Source organism: Paenibacillus psychroresistens (genome assembly GCF_009728935.1).
Classification (GTDB): domain Bacteria; phylum Bacillota; class Bacilli; order Paenibacillales; family NBRC-103111; genus Paenibacillus_AC; species Paenibacillus_AC psychroresistens.
In genome coordinates this window covers 758,784-777,967 of record NZ_CP034235.1, presented here as the reverse complement: position 1 = coordinate 777,967, position 19,184 = coordinate 758,784, and the positions used below count along the sequence as shown (strand labels likewise).

The 19,184-nt window shown below is 41.9% G+C and carries 18 protein-coding genes; 3 read left to right on the top strand and 15 right to left on the bottom strand.

Annotation, left to right across the window (positions count from 1 at the left end; translation table 11 throughout):
* The first annotated feature begins 147 nt into the window (after positions 1-147).
* Positions 148-1,074 (top strand): protease complex subunit PrcB family protein, encoded by a 927-nt coding sequence (locus tag EHS13_RS03735; RefSeq protein WP_155699076.1) that lies wholly within the window; start codon positions 148-150, stop codon positions 1,072-1,074.
* Positions 1,075-1,103: 29 nt separating this feature from the next.
* Here the strand turns inward: EHS13_RS03735 and lplT are convergent, their stop codons facing one another.
* The 10 genes from lplT to EHS13_RS03685 all read right to left on the bottom strand — a co-directional run bounded on the left by lplT (position 1,104) and on the right by EHS13_RS03685 (position 11,892).
* Positions 1,104-2,303 (bottom strand): lysophospholipid transporter LplT, encoded by a 1,200-nt coding sequence (gene lplT, locus EHS13_RS03730; RefSeq protein WP_155699075.1) that lies wholly within the window; start codon positions 2,301-2,303, stop codon positions 1,104-1,106.
* Positions 2,304-2,317: 14 nt separating this feature from the next.
* Complete coding sequence (locus EHS13_RS03725; protein WP_162462940.1) at positions 2,318-3,325, bottom strand: sensor domain-containing diguanylate cyclase; 1,008 nt, start codon at positions 3,323-3,325, stop codon at positions 2,318-2,320.
* A 55-nt stretch (positions 3,326-3,380) separates the two neighbouring features.
* Positions 3,381-3,740: a response regulator gene (locus tag EHS13_RS03720; protein WP_155699073.1), complete on the bottom strand. Its 360-nt coding sequence runs from the start codon at positions 3,738-3,740 to the stop codon at positions 3,381-3,383.
* 6 nt (positions 3,741-3,746) lie between these two features.
* On the bottom strand, positions 3,747-4,202 hold the full coding sequence (locus EHS13_RS03715; RefSeq protein ID WP_155699072.1) for a chemotaxis protein CheX: 456 nt from the start codon (positions 4,200-4,202) through the stop codon (positions 3,747-3,749).
* Between the two features lie 20 nt (positions 4,203-4,222).
* Positions 4,223-6,775, bottom strand: a complete 2,553-nt coding sequence (locus tag EHS13_RS03710; RefSeq protein ID WP_162462939.1) for an ATP-binding protein — start codon at positions 6,773-6,775, stop codon at positions 4,223-4,225.
* Between the two features lie 23 nt (positions 6,776-6,798).
* Positions 6,799-7,548 carry a YwmB family TATA-box binding protein gene (locus EHS13_RS03705; protein ID WP_155699070.1) on the bottom strand — a complete coding sequence of 250 codons (750 nt, stop codon included), beginning with the start codon at positions 7,546-7,548 and terminating at the stop codon, positions 6,799-6,801.
* 73 nt (positions 7,549-7,621) lie between these two features.
* A complete protein-coding gene (locus tag EHS13_RS03700) occupies positions 7,622-8,089 on the bottom strand; it encodes a hypothetical protein (RefSeq protein WP_155699069.1) in 468 nt (155 codons plus the stop codon).
* Between the two features lie 112 nt (positions 8,090-8,201).
* Positions 8,202-9,035: a protein-glutamine gamma-glutamyltransferase gene (locus tag EHS13_RS03695; RefSeq protein ID WP_155699068.1), complete on the bottom strand. Its 834-nt coding sequence runs from the start codon at positions 9,033-9,035 to the stop codon at positions 8,202-8,204.
* A gap of 136 nt (positions 9,036-9,171) precedes the next feature.
* Positions 9,172-10,632, bottom strand: coding sequence for an ABC transporter substrate-binding protein (locus EHS13_RS03690; protein ID WP_155699067.1), 1,461 nt, complete (start codon positions 10,630-10,632; stop codon positions 9,172-9,174).
* 96 nt (positions 10,633-10,728) lie between these two features.
* Positions 10,729-11,892 (bottom strand): MFS transporter, encoded by a 1,164-nt coding sequence (locus EHS13_RS03685; protein ID WP_155699066.1) that lies wholly within the window; start codon positions 11,890-11,892, stop codon positions 10,729-10,731.
* A 142-nt stretch (positions 11,893-12,034) separates the two neighbouring features.
* Here EHS13_RS03685 and EHS13_RS03680 point away from each other — a divergent pair, with 142 nt between their 5' ends.
* Both EHS13_RS03680 and EHS13_RS03675 read left to right on the top strand, forming a co-directional pair.
* Positions 12,035-12,922: a LysR family transcriptional regulator gene (locus EHS13_RS03680; RefSeq protein WP_155699065.1), complete on the top strand. Its 888-nt coding sequence runs from the start codon at positions 12,035-12,037 to the stop codon at positions 12,920-12,922.
* A gap of 82 nt (positions 12,923-13,004) precedes the next feature.
* Positions 13,005-13,850 (top strand): AraC family transcriptional regulator, encoded by an 846-nt coding sequence (locus EHS13_RS03675; protein WP_155699064.1) that lies wholly within the window; start codon positions 13,005-13,007, stop codon positions 13,848-13,850.
* Positions 13,851-13,925: 75 nt separating this feature from the next.
* Here the strand turns inward: EHS13_RS03675 and EHS13_RS03670 are convergent, their stop codons facing one another.
* The 5 genes from EHS13_RS03670 to EHS13_RS03650 all read right to left on the bottom strand — a co-directional run bounded on the left by EHS13_RS03670 (position 13,926) and on the right by EHS13_RS03650 (position 19,171).
* Positions 13,926-15,434 (bottom strand): methyl-accepting chemotaxis protein, encoded by a 1,509-nt coding sequence (locus EHS13_RS03670; protein ID WP_155699063.1) that lies wholly within the window; start codon positions 15,432-15,434, stop codon positions 13,926-13,928.
* 139 nt (positions 15,435-15,573) lie between these two features.
* The gene (locus tag EHS13_RS03665) at positions 15,574-16,011 is read right to left on the bottom strand and encodes a MarR family winged helix-turn-helix transcriptional regulator (protein ID WP_155699062.1); all 438 of its coding nucleotides are present in this window, start codon (positions 16,009-16,011) and stop codon (positions 15,574-15,576) included.
* Positions 16,012-16,039: 28 nt separating this feature from the next.
* Positions 16,040-16,852 carry a dienelactone hydrolase family protein gene (locus EHS13_RS03660; RefSeq protein WP_155699061.1) on the bottom strand — a complete coding sequence of 271 codons (813 nt, stop codon included), beginning with the start codon at positions 16,850-16,852 and terminating at the stop codon, positions 16,040-16,042.
* 129 nt (positions 16,853-16,981) lie between these two features.
* Complete coding sequence (locus tag EHS13_RS03655) at positions 16,982-17,893, bottom strand: RNA polymerase sigma-70 factor (protein WP_155699060.1); 912 nt, start codon at positions 17,891-17,893, stop codon at positions 16,982-16,984.
* Between the two features lie 6 nt (positions 17,894-17,899).
* A complete protein-coding gene (locus EHS13_RS03650; RefSeq protein WP_155699059.1) occupies positions 17,900-19,171 on the bottom strand; it encodes a phytoene desaturase family protein in 1,272 nt (423 codons plus the stop codon).
* Positions 19,172-19,184: the final 13 nt, after the last annotated feature.

Below are 19,184 nucleotides of genomic sequence, written 5' to 3'. Positions count from 1 at the left end.
GAACCACTCACCTTGCATATTTGAATATCAACTACAGCCGTTCTTGAAAGCTCCAATTTCAAGGCGGCTAAATTTTTATATTTGCAACAAAATGGAATAAATTAACGTTAATTGATATAAGAACCTAACTTGGAAAGTAGGGATTTTTTGAAAAAGAGAGTTTGTTATTTGCTGCTTGTTGTCACAAGCCTATTCTGCTTTAATTTCATTACTTTTTCGGAAGCGTCAACCTCACAAAGCAGTACAAGCAAGCTGAGTCCTACCATAACCCCAATTAAGTCGGTAGAGAACATTAAGCTTCCAATTAAGTCGGAACAATATGACGATTTCGAAGAGCTGCAAAATGCTAAAAAAATCGAGGTATTTGCTCCAAGCGAATTACCCAAAGGTTATTTATTGCAGAAAATAGAGTATCAAAATAAAACAATTAAAGGTACATATCTAAATGGAAACCAATCCTTAATCTTTGTTCAATCCCCTGTCCCAAACGATGCGATGAATCAAGCAGACGCTTGGAAGGATAATGAAAATGAAAAGATCCTTACTTGGTCCTCAACCAATACCAGCTTTGAAATTAAGGCGATAAATTTAAATAAAGAAGATTTGATTTCGTTTAAACAATCGTTGCGATCGATCTCTAATACAACAGAAGATTACACTATACTTCCCTTTCAAATTATCACCTCTACAGATCTATCAGAAAAGAACAGTCCCAAAAATCGCACATTCTCCCTGTTTACCCCAGAAACATTTAGTGAATTTGTCAAAAAACAACGTGTGGTTATTAATAAAAAGTGGCAAGCTGCGGATGATGAGGTTATTATCGGACTATTTGCAGGAGAAAAAGCCAGCGGTTATGCAGTTACAGCTTCACAAATAACCTTGCAAAACAACCAGCTTACTGTCGCGCTTCATGAGTCAAAACCGGACCCTAATATGTCATACCCAGCTGTCATAACGTATCCATTTCAATTTATTTCAATAAAAATACCAGCTGGAAAAAATGTATCCTCGGTTCAATTTATTAGCGGAAAAGGCGAAGCACTAGCAAATTTAATTTTGATGAAGCCCTAGTAGTGGTAATCAAGAAGAAAAGAGTCGACTCACAAGGAGTCCGACTCTTTTCTTACTTTCCCGACTTGAGTAGCTAGATAGGAAACAAACAATAAAAGAATAACAGCGACAACGACAATCGATAGCTTAATATCTACATTATAAGAAGCTAAGACCGTATAGACAATTAATCCGCTAACGGTTAAGCCATTTTCGACGAAATTCTGAATGGCAATGGTTTTACCAGCTCCGACTACATTCTTGCCAACTTCCTGCAGAATGGTATTCAATGGGATTAGGAACAAGCCTCCGAAGAAGCCCATGGCAAACAGCATAAATATCGCGAAAACAATTTGCGGCAGCAAGGCAGCCAGCAAAATCGCAGCAACCATGAGAAATCCAAACAAGTAGGCATTATGCAGCTTGCCGACTGGAACCAGCTTAGCTGTAACAGCTGCAGCAAAAACAACTCCAAGCCCCACAGTCCCCAAGATAATCGATTGGTTCATCGTATCTGTAATATCCAGATAGTCAATTAGCCACTTTAATAAGGCAATCCGCAAAATGGCCGATGTCATCCAAAACGCCGCTGTGCCAATTAAGGAGAAACGCGCCTGGCGATAGGCAAGCAAGCTTCTCAAATCTTTAAAGAAGGCTAATGATCCTTGGATATAACGAATATTGGGATTACCGGACTTCTTAGGAATTTTAAACGTAAAAGCAAGCGAGGTGAGATAAAAAATAAAGCAAGTCAAGATCCCCGCAAAATCGGAGATGCCCGCAAGAATACCGCCTGCGACTGTTCCAAAAACAATGGCAATGATCGCTGACCCCTCTATCATGGCATTGGCACGAAGTAAATCGCCTTCGTTATCCGTAAGCTCGGTTAATATCCCATATTTACCTGGCGAGTAGATGACGGCGCCAATTCCCAGAATCATGTAGCAAATGATCGGGTTTAAGCCGAAGAACAGCAGCCCAACCCCAATACTTTTAAATAAATTGCCAACTAATAAGACATGAGATTTAGCTGTTTTATCTGCGTATGCACCAACAATTGGTGCAAGTATCACATAAGCCAACAGAAAAGCAATTTGGATATTCGTTATGTACGCATTTTCATTAGCAAATCCATGCCGACTCACCATACCGACAATAATAAAAAAGTTTAAATTATCAGCAAATGAGCTTAAAAACTGAGTGAAATAAACAGATCTTAACGGAGTTAATATTTTTCTTGAATCTGCCACCTAAGACACCTTCCCTAACTATAAACACTGATGCGATTCTTACCTGCCTTTTTAGAAGTATATAGGGCTTTATCCGCAGAATGAATTAAATCCTGGGAGTCCATAGATTTATTCGGCGATATCGTTGCTACACCTAAGCTTATTGTAACAAACTCACTCACTTTGGATTGAATATGCGGGATTTGCAGACCTTCTATAGCAAGGCGTATCCTCTCGGCAACAATTAATGCGCCCTCTTCATGAACGTCTGGCAGAATAACAACGAATTCCTCACCGCCGTATCGAGCCAAGCTATCTGACGGACGTTTTAACACCTCAGTTAAAGCCTGCGCCACATTCTTCAAGCAGTAATCACCGCCTAAATGACCATATGTATCATTATAAGCTTTGAAATAATCAATATCCATCATCACCAAAGAAAGCGGCTTTGAATAACGCGAGCATTGCGCCCAATCTTTCACAAACATTTCATCGAAGTAGCGACGATTGCCAATACCCGTTAAACCATCTCTTGTAGAAAGATGCCTGAGAATACGGTTGGCTTCCTTCAGCTTCTGTTCAGCAATTTTGCGTTCTGTTACCTCACGAAGAATATTCAACCGCGCGGGTGCCCCATGATAAGTAATGTTGCAGCCTGAGGTTTCCACATGTATATATTCGCCATCGGACCGGATAAACTCGCCGTCATAACGAATGGTATCTTCTGCATCCAAGCTTGCTTTTTGGATGGTCTCTATTAAAGATTCCTTAGAATCGGGATGGACGAAATCCAGCAAGTTTCTCCCAACGACCTCATCCTCGGTATTGTAGCCGAATATTTCACAAACGCTTTGATTAATGAATAAGATCTTGCCTTCAGCATGGACTAATACCCCATCCGGGCAAAGCTCAATGAGGCGACGATATCTTTCTTCGCTTTCCAACAAGGCCACACCATTGTCCGCTATCTCCGTAATCCGTTGACGCAAGTTGGCAAGCTCATCCTTCTCAGCTTTTGTCCAAAGCTCTCGTTCCTCTTGCATTCCCATTCCCCCTCAACCTAATTCCTTCTAATAGTTTTCAATAGCGATTAATAGACTATTGGATGATTTTGCGAATGATTTCAATAAACTTGTCCGTTTCAATTGGTTTAATAATATATGATTTAGCTCCATGCTTAATGGCTTCTAGAATCTGTGCTTTCTGGCCAAGCGCACTAACCATGATTACCTTAGCTTCCGGAAAATTCTTCACTAACAGTTTTAAAGCATCTATCCCATCCGTAACCGGCATACTGATATCCATCGTAACTACATCCGGTTTACTGTTCACATAAGCAGGCAGCACATCTCGCCCATCCGCAGCCTCAGCTACAACCTCATGCCCAGCCGATTCTAGAATATTCTTAATATTCTTACGCATGACCGCTGAATCATCCACAACTAAAAATCTTGCCATTGCCCATCACTCCTTAATAAACACACATTGAAAAACCCCAGCTTCTGTAAGTGCACTTCGCATGAGCCTCACATCCAATTCTGTTTCTGAACGAGCCTCTGAATATAAATATACAGCTGGACAACCCAAATATAAATCAATATCTTCCTCTTCACTTATCGTTTTACCTGCTACAATATTGGCAATTTCCGCGATAACTTTATCTGCATAACTGGGAATTTCTGCATCATTAACCGCTTCTAAAATATAATGGCTAACCAAAGAATACGCAAGGCTTGTTTCCATATTCAACACAAATCTGCCCTTCAAATCCCCGTAAACATTCAACTTAACCGTATAGCCTTCATTTAGCTTAGTATCCGATGTTCCCTCATATTTCTCCACAAAAGGTATACCTAGCTGGTTAAAATAACGTTCCGTATGCATCATTAAATTTCCAGTGAATATTTCATCCATATCCATCTACTAAGCCACTGCCTTTCTTAGTTAGCTTCAGGCAAAGGAACGTAGAACTCGAAGGTTGTCCCTCTTCCCTTCATCGTTTTCACATTGACCGCTCCACCCAGAATTTCAACAGCACTCTTCACTGCTGAGAGTCCTACACCTCTTCCAGCTAAGTCGCTCACTTCTTGCTTGGTCGAGAATTCTTCCGCGAAGATAAATTCAAGCAGCTCATCATCGGACAGCTGCTTAGCATCATCCGACTCACTTTGTCCTTTTTCAACCAACTTAGTGCGAATATGCTCAAGATCAATCCCACGTCCATCATCGGAGATGGTCAAGTGGATCTGCTCCTCCGCCATTTGAATCTTAAATTGAATGGTACCATACTGCTCTTTACCTGCATCTATTCGCTCTTCCGAATCTTCGATTCCATGTACAATCACATTACGCAAGGTATGAATTAACGTTCTGGCAAATGGTTGGAACCATTCGGGATCTACAAGGGTATCTCCGCCCTCAATTACCAAAGGATGAATAAAGATACCCTCCCGATCTGCCAAACGCTGAATAAATTCAGGGTAGCTTCTGAAGAAAGTCCGAACCGGTTTATACCGCCATTTTCTTAACTCCAGCAATAAAGTTTTATCTTTATCCTCTTTGAGCAGCTTAGCAATTTTATATTCAAATTCAATTAATTTCTCCAAATCAATCACGATTACATTTGTTTGTTCATCTTGCAAGAATTCATCACCCAATATATCCTGCAGCAGAGCGATATCCTCATCCAACCATTGCTTCATAGGAAAACTTGCAATAAGTTCAATAAATTTTTCTGAAGTAATGAGTTCCTTTTGTTTCAGGAGATTCGAGAGCTGCTCTTCCATCAGATGTAAATTGGGAGCTACATGGATTAGATACATCAACCCGCAATTCCCTTTTAAGGTATGGACTTTCTTAAAAATCGTCAGAATATGCTGCTCTAATGTCCCTCTGGTATGCAAGAATTCGTATAGCTCTGTTTGGTAGAAATGTTCATATTCCCGAACCATCTCAACAAAATCATCATAGTTGGTAACGACTTTAACGACCATTTTTAACAAATGTCTTTCTGCATCCATCTTATGCTCCAATAAACGCTTTTCCGAAATATCAGTTAAGACAACCATCAGAGCTTCAGACTTCATCTCCTGATTATCCTCAATTATCTTATAGTCCAGTTGTATAGGAATCTGCTGAATATAAACCTCCGCAGGCAATAAGGAGAAGATCAGTTCCTTGGCATTCACATCCTGCTCTTGAAAATATTCATCTAAAATCGATTTCAGCAGCTTTTGTTCTTCTACATCATTGGGATATAACAATTCAGGAAGCGAATTTCTCGCTACCTCTTGGTTAAATATTCGATTGCATTCCACGCTATGCTCGTCGGAGATGATTAAATCGGCACCAAACGACATGAAACCCTGTCCTGCTGAATCTAGTAAATTTCGAATCGCTAGTGTTCTTTGCTCAACGGTTTTTTCAAGCGAGTGATTCCAATGGATTATCTTCTGAAAAGCACCGACGATTTCAGCATCGGCTTGCATCACATTTTTGGGAATTTCATCGACTGGAGCTCCCGAAGCCATTCTCTCCATGGTTATCGCAAACTGTCTTAATGGCAGAATAATGCGTCTCCGCAGCAAATATGATACGAGAATGAGCAGTAAAATCATAATAATTCCCGCATAGATTCCTAGCTTGCGCAAACCCGCCTCAACTTCTCCACTTGCATTGGATGGGCTTTCTAAATAGAGATCGCCAATTGTCTGATCGGCCATATCTTGAAAAGAAACGGCTACCTTCGCCATTGAAACATTATTATGTTTTTCTGTCGTGAAAGCATTCTTTTGATTACCCGCAGTCTGTAAATCATTAAGAAAACCACTAAGTTTATTTTTACTGATCGCTTCATTTGAGGACAAAAATTGCCCAGAATGAAGCAGCACCGCTAGATCGGATTGCAAGGTGCTCTGAATACTTTTTAATATAGCGGAGTCTATGAATCTCCCTGTAACTAGCATACCCACAGGCTTGTCTAAACCATCATCGCCCGTAACAGGTGAAACCGCTACAATTGCCAAGCCTTTGGATGTATCCGTTACACCTGTAAAGCCTTGAGTATCCTGAAATCGCTCCATAATAGTCGGTAGTTTAACTAGATCTGTAAGCTCAGACACGTCTCCATGCTGAATAATCACCTGCCCCAGAAGATCGGCTTCAGCAACGAAATCAATATTGGGTACCAAATCAGAGATCGTGTAAATGTTCTGCTGCAGCCACTCTATATCCTTATTAAGCAAGGCATCGCGATTGTCTCCCCATAAACCATTGCTTATGGTAACACCAAGGATGCTCTCGCCCAGCTTATCAAACAGTTTCTCCGCAGCTTGGCTTTTGATGATCGCTTGTTCTTTCTCTAAATCTTTAAGTCCTGATGTCATAGTCGAATAAAAATAAAAAGCCAGAATGACTAGTGGAAGCACTATTAAAAGCGATATCCATAGAATCATTTCATAGCTTAAGGAATGGTTTTGTTTAGTGTGACTCATGAGATCCCCCATATAGGCTTCATTTAGTATTCGATGGTGATTAATGGTGACCCAATAGTGAAGCGCCAAGCTTTAGTTACCGAATTTTGATGCAGGGCCATTTGCAGATTCACTTTGTGATTGCCGCTTTGTACGGCAGCTTGCATTTTTTTCGAGTAAATTGAAACACTAACAGTCTGGCCATCTTGATAAACCTCTTGCTGATTACCTTGGATTTGATCAACAATGTTATAAATAAACGCCTCTGGATTATTCCCTGTTCCGAGGTCAGTTAAAGTCCCTTGTACCATGGTATTCCAAGCACCTATGAAACCCATATCAGCTAGCTTTGCAGTCAGGAGCAGTTGAGCTTGTACAATTAGTTCCATAGTCATTGGCGGAGCGGCAATTATGGTGAGGATCCACAAGCTTGATTGCTGATCCTTGGACCCAACAAGCATACTTTGCAGCTGAGCTCCTTCTGCTAATTGACTCGAACCACGTAGAACAGGCAAGCCATTCGAGTAATCTATTTTCCCACTTGATTGAAAATTCAGCTTTTGATTAAGCTCATCAAAAAAAGCTTGAAAAGCAGGTAAAGAAACATATCCTGCACCTTCATATATCCATTTGGCATCGAAGCTATAGCCTTCTTGAAGATAAGGTTGGCTAAGCTCAAGTATCGTTTGTGTATCCGTAGCTAATTCTTCCGTTTCTGAATTCTTCTGCTTCCAAGTAATAAATATTGTAGAGATTATGAGGACGGTTAAAACAAGCAGCCCTATTCTGCGCATGTGGAACCTCTTTCCTAGAATTCAATTCTCTGAATCTAGTAAAAGTATTCCCTATATTAAAGATCTTAATCCGCTAGATGCTCATTTGAATATCTTCGCGCAGCTCTGGCGTTTGTTTAATTATATCATCAATGGATACAACAATGGAGAGCATCGGCTCTAGCTCTCTAGAATCCCGACGATCACTAGAAGATGGCCATACCGTTTGAATAGCGGCATTTAATTTATAAGCATAGATATTCTGTAGAGCGCGATCTTTAGAGTCCGATGGGCCATGTGATAGATAAACCCCATTTAATTGCAAGGTGGATAAAGTAAGCGGATCTGTAACTGTAAGTGTAAGCTTGGCAGTCCCTAATAAATTAGCTAACAGCACATGAGCTTGGCTTTCCAAAATATATAGGCTTAAATCCTCGCGATCTGGTGAAACCAGCACCCCTTGCGCCATTTGTGTATTAAGCTGCAAGTCATCATCATAAGAGTCCACATATATAAACACTGCCCCATGCAAATGCTCGACGTAATCAGCCGCTAATTTCATTACTTATCCCCACTTTTCTATTTATGATTCTTACCTCCCATTTTAGCTTATTTTTTGGATTAATGCACGTATAATATAGGACAATACTACTAGTCGATATAGTCCTAAAGATTTACACTCGCAGGTAATTCAGGGAACCGATGGTTGCCACCGTCTGATAATTTAATAGCTGTGGTTGAAAACGATATGGGCGTTCAGAAGCTCCAGAAGCGAAAAGCTGAGCCAAGAATTTATAATCGGGGTAGGTAACTTGATTCTTTAAATATGCACTTTGATTACTGTTCGGCTTGCGATGATCATTTAATTCGGAGATCATTTGCTGCTCAGTCTTATTACCGATACCATGTCCATAATATAAGTTATTTGCCAGCTTAACTACATTCTCACCTTGCCATTCAGGCGTGTCTAAGGAAACATCCGGATTCTTAAAATAAAGAATATCACCTGAATACGACTCATCATTAGTATCCATTGTGATTAAATGTAAATCAGTATCGTAATTCCAATCATATAATAACAGATCACTATATAGTTCATTAAAGCGCGCTTCGCCAATCGTATCCAGCATGGCCTTGTACAGCACAATCACCATAGCGGTCGCACATTCAAAAGCATATAGACCACCACTTATAAAGATATCTCTAATTGCAGCGGACGTCGGTACATTAGGGCGCAGCTGGAATCCACCTTGCTCGGTTCTAATCCAATATTTCCAGTTGCAGCGCGATTTTCTAAAGCTGGCGAAGTCCGCCTTACTGGCAAGAAGTGCTCGCGCAGCACTAACAATATTCGACCTGAGCGTCAGCTCGAATCGGAGCTCATCATAGGAATCATACGCGTAGGTTGAGGTGCTATTCTTCTTTTGCAAGTATATTTCTTTTTCTAAAGTCGACCACGCTGATGTATCCACTAGATTGTCAGATCCTGATCCCGCTATAACGATCATCCACAAAACCTGCCTCCCGTTAGCCTTCTACATGCAGTATATGTTTATATTTGTCCTGACAGTACGAATTTACACTCTTACAGGAACCTGAAATAGATAAAACCGCCAATGCTTTCATTGACGGTTTAGTTAATCGTTATTCTGCTGGCTCTGTTGTGGCTTTTACTGCATCTATTTCTTGTGTTGAGGTGCCTTCAGTTACTTTCTTAACCTTCGATTCAGCTATGGCTTTATCCATGGCTTCCTGTCCTCTGGTTTGAATGGTCGGCAGCACTTCGTCCAACGATTTCTTGCTCTCTACCACCAGCTTCATTTCCTCATCAACGATTTGATTGAATACTTGATAGAAATTCTGAGGTATTTTTTCATAGCCTTTATAAAGATCGGTATCGGCTTTAAGCTTGTAAAAAGCTTCGAAGTTGTGACCATCCTTATCTTTAATGTAGCTAGTTCGAGATAAGAGCTGCTGAGTTGATCGTGATATTATTTTCGCAAATTCGTCACTGTTTAAGTATTTAATAAACTCCCACGCCGCCCGTTGTACGGTAGATTGAGCATTAATTGCATATAGCTCATAAATGCCAAAACCGGTCGTTATGTCCGGGTTCTTAGGATCAACTGGAACCGTGACCATCTCCCAATTAAAAGGCTTGTAATCCTTTATTTGATCCTTGGCTTGCTTGAATTGGTCCAACAAATAGAAGCTTCCTATAGTCATTGCTGCTCTTCCCGATACGAAATAATCTCTTTTTAAATAGTCGCCCATGGTTTGCTGCATGTTATTGTTTTCTGGTTGAGTGGAATTCATCGCCTTTGAGTTCAGTGCATCTATACTGGTTTGAAAAATTTTTTTCCAATCATCCGTATTAATTGTTACCTTTAAGCTTTCTGGATCAACTGCAGATAACTTCTCAGTTCTAGCAATCATGCTGGCAAACTGGTAAACTGAGGTCTGCCCGTAATTGTTTTGAAAAAACCCGAAAATCCGCTTATCCTCTTCACCTGAGATCGGAAATCGCTTGGCTAAATCCAGCACCTCGCTCCAGCTCATTTGATCCCTTGGCACTTCAATTCCATTCTGCTCGAAAAGATCCCTATTGAACATTAAAACCTCGCTTTGAAAGCTTGGTGACAAACCATAAAGCGTGCCGTTCCCTTTACTCCTTAGGATATCTGTAATCGCGGGTGAAATATTCTCAATATCGAACTTATCCTGTTTGATCACGGCATCTAACGCCAGGAGCTTGCCTTCCTCTGCCATTTTCTCATATCGATTGATATCCAACATCAGAACATCCGGCTTTTGCTCCTCTATTAATTTATTAAATTCTTTCTCTGGATCCTTGCCCTCCCCATAAATACCTTGGTTAGTTATAACCTCGATATCCACATTAGGGAATTTAGAATAGAATAAATTTCCGTATTGCTGAAAAAAACTCCGTTCGTCATAATACATAACTTTAATGGTCACTTTCTCATCTTTGCCCAACGCGTGCATAACCTTGCTGCCGCCATCTTTACTATCACTCGAACTACACCCAGCTAGAATCATCGTCGAGCTTATTGCTACAGCCAATCCAAATTTAAACCCTCTCAATCGGATAACCCCCCAGAATAGTTAAAAATTGCTATATTATTTAAACAACTCCTACTGTGAAAAGGTTCATTCCCATATAATAAGAGGGACGGATTTTTATGCTTGTACACCAAGGAGACGTCGTGACAACAGTAAAGCAAAAGCCAGATAAACTAATACGATAAAACCAAACAACAGGAAATAGCCACCCATATGATAGAACAGACTGCCAACGATCGGACTAAAAGCCATTCCCATATAGCGAAAAAAGTTATAAGCACCGACGGCTGTCGCACGGTTTTTCATGAAAACGCCCGTCAGCAGCGTCGTCTGCACGGGGAGCGAGAGCCCAAGGAATAACCCGAAGCAGCTAATACCGGCTAGCAACCAACCTATTGAAATCGAGTAGAAGATTAGGAAAAACAACACCGAAGACACATTTAGAAAAGTAGTCAGAACGATGACCTTTTTTCCGTCTATCCGTGCTTGGATTTTTCCACCGAAGAAGCTGCCAACCACTATACCAAGGGACATCGGCAGAAATACCAGTCCCTTTTGCTCGGCCGACAAGCCGTATCGTTCACTTAGGATGTTCGGTAGAAATACAAGAAAATTATAAAGGACGTAATACTGGATAAACCCGAGATAAATGATTGAAGACCCGATCTGATTCTGTAATATCACCACGAAGCCCCGCAGCTGGAAGTTGGCAGCCTCGCCGTTATCAGGCTTGGTTTCCGGCAGGAAGGTGTAGTTGCAGATAAGCACAAGCATGCCTGTGGCTGCAAGCACGAGGAACACCGAGTGAAAATTAAACAAACCACTGAGGAAGCCGCCGATGACCGGTCCGAGCACGGGACCCAGTGAAACCATCATCTGGAATGTCCCCATCGCCTGGCCGCGTTCTTTTCCATCGAACAAGTCGCTTATGACCGTGACGCCCACTACGGAGCCCGCGGCGATTCCAATCGCCTGCAGCGCCCGGAAGACAAGCAAAAGCTCTATACTTTTAGATAAGAAGCAACCAAGTGAAGCGATAACATACAGCGATATTCCGAACAGGATGACTTTTCGTCTCCCTTTCGAGTCGGTAAGCGGACCATAGACAATCTGCATGATGGCAAGAAAAAAGGTAAACACGGAAATCGTCAGGTTGACGACAAACGAAGTAGTGTGAAATTGACTAGCAACCTCGGGTAACACCGGCGTATAAATGGTTTGCGTGAACGGCCCAAGAAATGCGGCAAACGCCACAATATAAACAACGAATTTGCGATTCATGATGTGAAATCCTTTCTATGAAGTTGATCTACTTACTATTCCCAAATCGTATAATTGTCATCATACTTCAATTCGATTATTCATTCCAACGCATTTCATGTTATAATCTCATTGACTTGAGGGAATGAATGGAGAGTGTGAAATGGAACTTCTTCAACTGCAATATTTTCTCGTGGTAGCTCGATTGGAACATGTGACTGAAGCTGCACTAAGTCTACACGTTACTCAATCATCATTAAGCAAAACGATTCAACGCTTGGAGGAGGATTTAGGTGTTCCTTTATTCGATCGAATAGGGAGGAAGCTGCGATTGAATGCGTTCGGAAGCAGCTTCCTTCGCCGCGCAGAGAGGGCTTTGTTTGAATTGGAACAGGGAAAGCAAGAGCTTAGCGATCTATCCAGCCCGGAGCATGGCACACTTAAATTGGCAATGACCACTGCAAGCACGTTGCCTAATATTCTTCGAGAGTTTCGGAAAAGGCAGCCCTATATTCAATTTCATGTGCAAATGCTGACCACGCAGGAAATGATTACGCAGCTTCATAGAGGGGATGTTGATTTCTGCTTGTCCTCCCCTCCCATAGAAGCGGATGACATTGAATGCCAAATCGTGTTAATCGACCCCATCCTAGTAGCAGTTCCTAAGGGGCATCGACTGGCAGACCGGAGCAGCGTATCCTTGGCAGAACTAAAAGATGAATGGTTTGTCGGTGTAAAGAGAGGCTTTGGCACTCGAGATTTAGTGGACTCTCTATGCAAAGCGGTGGGATTTGCACCTAAATATGTGTATGAGGGTGATGAACCTGCAAGGCTAAGCGATCTTGTGGAAGCCGAAATTGGCATAGCCTTCATACCAAGCACGGCAAGGCGTTCACGGGAACAAATCAAATATCTCCAAGTAGAGAATCACGAATTGGTACGAGAGATAGCCTTGTTATGGCATAAGAGTCGATATATTTCGCGGGCTGCTCTGGAATTCCGTGAGGTCGTTTTAGAATATTTTGAGGCGATATCCAAACAGACCATTTAATACTATATATAAGCTTTAAAAGCTGCGCATTATGCTGTGATCTAAGCAGAGTAGAATATCAAGTTCTGGAGTTGTTGTCATTGTGGAGCATCAAATACGAAATCGCTTTGCTATTCTTAGTGACTTGCTTCTCGGATTGCCGATTTATTTAACCAGCGTTGGCGGATGGTCCAATCAGGATAAGATGATTCGCAAGCAAGGCTATGCGGACTTCCACTGGATTCAAACGATTAGCGGGCAAGGGGAATTAGTGACAGAGGGTCAAACCTTTACGGTTAATCAGGGGCAAGGCATGCTGCTGTTTCCAGATATAGCCCACACTTATTATGCCACCAAAGAACCCTGGGAGGTCTCATGGGTTACGTTTAACGGTAAATATGCGCGGAGTATCCTCAGAGCCTTTCATTGGGAGAATTCGCAAATTCTCACCATTTCAAATCCGCTTCGGCTTTTGCATAAAATGGACGTCATTTATAGCCTAACTAACTCCAAGGATACTATGGACAGCTTAGATGCTTCCTCCAAAATATACGAGGTGCTGCTTGATCTGCATGTATTCGGCTCGGCATCCGAGGTACGCTCCAAGCAGCAGCATATTGAGCATCTGTCTCCTGTGTTGAACTACATAGATGATCAATATGCACAGCCTATTGCTTTGTCTGATTTAGCCTCTTTACTCTCCGTTTCTCCGCAGCATGTTTGTGTATTGTTCCAGCAAACACTTGGCATGCGGCCATTTGAATATATTACTAAGCAAAGGCTGCGCAAAGCTAAAGAATTGCTGCTCAAGCAAACAGAAATGGAGATCTCACAAATCGCCCAGAATGTTGGCTATTCAGACGCCAGCTACTTTATAAAGCTTTTTAAACAACAAGAAGGCTTAACGCCAAAAGTATTCCGCAGCACCCACATTGGGCTTCCTTCGTAAAAAAACAAACAGTCTTGAACTTCATAACAAAGTTCAAGACTGCTGTCTATAATGATATCAGAATTAACCCGGATCCTAATTCGAAACTAGACGTAAACTAGACTCTGCTTCTTTAATTCTATCCAAGCTATAACGATTATTCTGCAGCAAGGATTGCAATGTTGCTGAAAGCTGTTCAAGTGTTGCAGAAGCTTCTTCACTTATTGAAGCGAGATTCGTAGTCGAGTCGACAATCGTTCCAGAGGAATCGCTGATTCGACTCATTAAACCACTATATCCATTAGAAAGCAGCTTTAATTGTGAGATTGCATCCGTGATCGATTCGAAGGATTGTTTTGTTTGATCCATGATTTCATTACTTTGCTGCATCCGTTTGGCGGCTTGATTCATTTTGGCCTGGGACAGCTCGGATTGATTAGTAAATTCCTCTAGCTGCTCCGTGATTCGAATTGCAGCTTGTGCTGTCATTTCAGCTAGCTTGCGAATCTCCATAGCTACAACAGCGAATCCACGCCCATGCTCGCCCGCTCTTGCTGCTTCAATACTGGCGTTAAGCGAGAGCAAATTGGTTTGATTGGCAATATCTTGAATGGTTGCGCTGAATTGACTGGTCTCTGCCAAACGATCAATTAGATCTGTTGTTACAGTTGCAACGGATTCAATATCGACTCGGAAATCAGCATTGGTTGCGGAAAGCTGCTCCATATTGCTTTTTCCTTGATCTGATAATAATGCGGCTTCATTCGTTTTTTCCGTTAGAATATGAATCGAATCCGACATCTCTTTAACCAGTGTATTCATTTCCTGAATCGAATCATTGATGGATAAGGTTGAATCAACTTGGTCAGTGGCACCATTTGCAATTTCTTGAAACGCCGAGTTCATTTCTTCGAAGGAATAGTTGTTCTCTTCCCCTGCTTTAGTCACTGTGTTCAAATGCTCAGTAACCGAAGTCACATTATCCATAACCAGCTGCTTTTGATTCTGCTGCTGCTGGGACAACTGCTCTGCTTGGCTTCTAGCCACTTCCATACTTTTAATTAGCTGCGTTGAAACTCTCAATAGGGCAAAAAGCAAAATGGAGATCAGAATATAAATGATATAATAGGTCGTTTCTGTATTCGGCTCAAGATGAATTTGGTCCTTCTGGCCAACCAAAATGTAGAGCAGCATAGCAAATCCGGACAAGACACTAATAATCGTCGGCCACAGTTTCATGAAAATCATCGATAGGATCAATAAGTAAAAAATGGAAAAGGTATTCGCCACACTGGGTGTCTGGCTTACTGATGAATAGGAACTCAAGATGCTGCCAACCACTGCAAAATAGCAAATATAATGGATCCAAATTCTTTTAAAATGCAGAAAGCCAAATATCCCAAGATTGATTAGTTGGATGACGACCAGCCACATTATGCTTGAATCCGTTTCCCCTTTACCTAAAGCCAAGACACTCGAAAAAGTTAAAAGAGCTGTGAAAGCCATGGCTAGAAATACAACCAAATTACGTTTAACCATGTCCGAATCAATAGCTGAAATTCCCTTTGCTTTAGCTATTGAAGTCGTTTTCGTTAGTTTTCCCATCTCAGCCGCCACCCTCTAAAATAAAATTGTACCTGTCAAAAATTCGACACATTTTGACAAACTCCTTTTATTAGAAATAATAAATATTCATTAAAAAAACCATTTCGTAAAGACAATGGTTTTAACAGTATCTATCAACCTAATTGTACTCCTTGGGTAAATGCTGAGAGAGCTTTTCCATCAGGTCAACTAAAGCTTGTCTCTCATCAGGAGTGAAATGAGCAAACGGTTCTGCCAATGCTTCCATCCAGGCTTCTTCGGTTTGCCGAATAAATAAAATACCCGCTGCAGTGAGTTCTACAAGCTTAATTCGGGCATCCTGTGAATCTGTCCGCCGCATGATTAAATCGACTTTTTCCAAGCGGTCCAGCATCTGAGACATTGTACTTTGACGAACATCCAAGTGAGCAGCTAACTGACCGATGGTGCGATCAGGCTTGCGGTATAGGTACCGAAGAAGAAGCCATTGTACCCGAGTCACGATTCGCTCTTTATTATCAAATGTCTTACAGCGCAGGTATCGATTGACTTTTTGCAAATGCGTGGTGAATATTTCTAACTGAGCTTTATCTACCATTATTAGAATCCTTCCTACATCTTCAATGCTAACCCAATTTCTCTTGAAGGAAGCTCAATAAACGAGCATAGGCTGCTCTAGAAGCTTTATTCTGATAAGAGGGTCTTGTGTCGTTGAAAAAAGCATGCTGAGCATTGGGATATACCGTATATTCGAATGATTTACCTGCTTCTTTCATAGCTGCTGCAAAAGCTGGCAAGCCTTCTACAAGCCGTGTATCCAATTCACCATGAAAGCCAAGCACTGGACAGACAATATTGGCAATTTGCTCAGTGGAAGGTGCATTCCCATAGAATATAACCGCTCCTTTAAGCTCTGGATCCAAACTCGCTAAAACGGCTGATAAAGCGCCTCCCAAACAAAAACCAACGGAAACAACACCCTGGCCTTTAGTGTAGCGATAAGTATTCCGCAGAAAAGCAGCTGCTCCAGTTAAATGGTTGTGGTAGTCAGTTGGATTTAATCCACCTAATAAAGATTTTAAGCTTTCTGAAATCATCGTCCGTTGTCCCAAAGGCAATCGAATTAAGGCTTCCTCCCGTTCAACCGGATTCCGCCATGATGACGAAGGCATTGAGTTTAAAAACTGCTTAGCCCCTTCAACTCGTTCAGGTGATATTGGATCTGGATAAGTACCCTCCAACGAGAATAGATCAGGTGCAAACGCGACATAACCCGCTCCTGCCAGCCTGCGAACTACATCCTGGATATGACCGTCAACGCCCCAAATTTCTTGGATGACGATAATCGCTGGCAAAGACTCGACTCCCTCCAACCTTGCAGTAAATCCGGAGAATTCGTTATTCTTACCGTACTTTATCCATTCTTCTTTAATAGTCAACTGCTCCAGCTCCTAGTTAGAGTCTGTTAATAGACTCTTTTATAATATATTATATAGCTAAACTATATATTATTTCGGTTTAAGTTGCTACATCATAATAAGAGTCAATAATGGAAATCATTGATTCTTCTACATCAGTTCGAATTGGAGTGGGAAGGAAATTAGTTTATCCGGGTTTACCATCAAATAAAAATCACTAAGCTGATCAGCCTTTATTTGAAAGGTAAATATAGAGTAAATCCTTCCGTCACCATAAACAACCATCCCTGTCTGCCCATTAAGGGAACAAAACTTAAATGCAAAGTCAGGAGGCTGCTTTTTTAAAATGCCCGTAAAAAAACTTATGATGCGCTCCACTCCAAGAATGGGGCGCACTGCTGCAGTAACTTTACCGCCTCCATCCGAATATAGAGTGGCATCTGTGGCGATAAGCTTCAATAGTCGGCTCATATCACTCGAAATAAGCGCATGAACGAATTGCTCGACTAACCCTAAGTTCGCAGGCTGATCCACTTGCTTATGACCGAATCCAATCGCTTCCTCATCCTTGCCGATGCTTCGTTTCGCACGGTGATAAATTTGCCGGCAATTTGTACTGCTTTTGCCTACAATCTCTGCAATATCCTCATATTCATATTCAAGAACCTCTCGGAGTATAAAGACAGCGCGCTCTACCCAGCTCAGCTGCTGCAGCAGCAGTAAAAAAGCCGTAGAAATCGATTCCTTACGCATAAAAGCTTGTGAAGGATCCGATTCCGTAAACTCATTGGTTAATAATGGCTCTGGCAGCCAAGGACCTACATATACCTTACGCTGCCTGCTTAATTGACGTAATCGATCTATACTGCGGTTAGTTACTATTTTACAAAGATACGCTTTAATGTTATCAATAGGCGCTAATGCTGCTTTATGAAGCGCTATAAAAGCTTCCTGTACGATATCCTCCGCATCCATCACACTTCCCAGCATTCGATAAGCTATCGCAAAAAGCATAGGTTTATAGGCTTGATATAGCTGCTCGTCTATCGGTTCATGATCCATTCAAAGCTACCTCGTTTCTTGTAAAATTTGCTTTGCGGCTCGAATCCCGCTTGCAACTGCTGCGTCTGTTAACATTTCACCGTGGCTTGCCCAATCTCCTGCAACATAAAGACCCGAAATCTCTGGTACCACAGGACCCGACTTAAGATCCGATTTGCCTAAATGCAGGTAATCGTTAACTACGGTTATGTTAGGCAGAAATTGCTTAGAGACCACTTCTTTCTGCCAGCCCGGCTGAACTAAATTCATGGTTTCTTCCAGCATCCGTTCGTCTGCCTTGGGATTATGTTCGCCATATTCGTGATATCTCATCACGTGAATAACCTGACTGCTACCCTCGCTTAGCTTAGCCACATTGGAATGATTGGAGTAATACATCGGCTGATCGATTCCCATTACAAAATGCCGATTAGCTACAGGCAAACGTTTTAAACAAATATCCAGACATGCCCCCGTTACCTTGCGCGCTTCGTCCTGCCAGCGCTTCAAGGTAGGAGATCCCGTTTCACCAATTAAACGGTAGGTATCCGCAGGAGCTAGAGTAGAAACAACCGAGGCGGCATTCAATCCGTCGCCTTCTGCAAAAACTACCTTCAGATCAGACTGATTTTGCTCAATACCTTTGACGTGAGCATTGCTTCTAAAGCCAACGCCAAGCTTTTTCGCCTGCTCCTGAAGCTGGTCTACAATCGTCTGCCACCCGCCATCCAGGTACATTACCCCAGGCTTCAATGCAATGGCAACTTGCTTAAGAACAGGTCCTGCAAGCTGATGGTCCGGTTCACAAGCGTAAGTTCCTGTACGGCAAAGTGCATAGAAGAAATGCCTAACCTTGGGATCTGCAATTTTATTCTCTGCCCATTCACGCAAGCTTATACCCTGCATTTCAGTTAAATTGAGCTTGGGGAGCCCCAGCAGCAGCTTGATTAGCTCAAATTTAGCAGACCAGGTGAAAAACGACGAGGTCAGCATTGCTATTGGGGTGGTCGGCATAGTCAGCAATTTCCCCTTCCATATCATTTCGCCTTTGGCTTTAGGTTTAGCTCCCGGAAGCTTAAGGCCTAGCTGCTGAAATGTAGGATAAGCTTCACCACCGCAGTATAAGGCATGGGCTCCTAAATTAAACGAAGCACCATTTTTCACATTTGTCATCGCTCTGCCGCCCAGCCTACTCGACTTTTCCAGCACAACTACCTTCTTGCCACCCTTTGCTAAATAAATGGCTGTAATCAATCCACTCAAGCCTCCACCAATAACTGCAACATCATATTTCTCCATACATAACGCCTCC

Bases quoted from the DNA above. Each gene is read 5' to 3' on its own strand.
- EHS13_RS03670 (WP_155699063.1), bottom strand. From the start codon at position 15,434: ATGGGAAAACTAACGAAAACGACTTCAATAGCTAAAGCAAAGGGAATT.
- EHS13_RS03695 (WP_155699068.1), bottom strand. From the start codon at position 9,035: ATGATCGTTATAGCGGGATCAGGATCTGACAATCTAGTGGATACATCA.
- EHS13_RS03655 (WP_155699060.1), bottom strand. From the start codon at position 17,893: ATGGATCATGAACCGATAGACGAGCAGCTATATCAAGCCTATAAACCT.
- EHS13_RS03700 (WP_155699069.1), bottom strand. From the start codon at position 8,089: ATGAAATTAGCGGCTGATTACGTCGAGCATTTGCATGGGGCAGTGTTT.
- EHS13_RS03715 (WP_155699072.1), bottom strand. From the start codon at position 4,202: ATGGATATGGATGAAATATTCACTGGAAATTTAATGATGCATACGGAA.
- EHS13_RS03725 (WP_162462940.1), bottom strand. From the start codon at position 3,325: ATGCAAGAGGAACGAGAGCTTTGGACAAAAGCTGAGAAGGATGAGCTT.
- EHS13_RS03685 (WP_155699066.1), bottom strand. From the start codon at position 11,892: ATGAATCGCAAATTCGTTGTTTATATTGTGGCGTTTGCCGCATTTCTT.
- EHS13_RS03710 (WP_162462939.1), bottom strand. From the start codon at position 6,775: ATGAGTCACACTAAACAAAACCATTCCTTAAGCTATGAAATGATTCTA.
- EHS13_RS03665 (WP_155699062.1), bottom strand. From the start codon at position 16,011: ATGGTAGATAAAGCTCAGTTAGAAATATTCACCACGCATTTGCAAAAA.
- EHS13_RS03680 (WP_155699065.1), top strand. From the start codon at position 12,035: ATGGAACTTCTTCAACTGCAATATTTTCTCGTGGTAGCTCGATTGGAA.
- EHS13_RS03650 (WP_155699059.1), bottom strand. From the start codon at position 19,171: ATGGAGAAATATGATGTTGCAGTTATTGGTGGAGGCTTGAGTGGATTG.
- EHS13_RS03705 (WP_155699070.1), bottom strand. From the start codon at position 7,548: ATGCGCAGAATAGGGCTGCTTGTTTTAACCGTCCTCATAATCTCTACA.
- EHS13_RS03720 (WP_155699073.1), bottom strand. From the start codon at position 3,740: ATGGCAAGATTTTTAGTTGTGGATGATTCAGCGGTCATGCGTAAGAAT.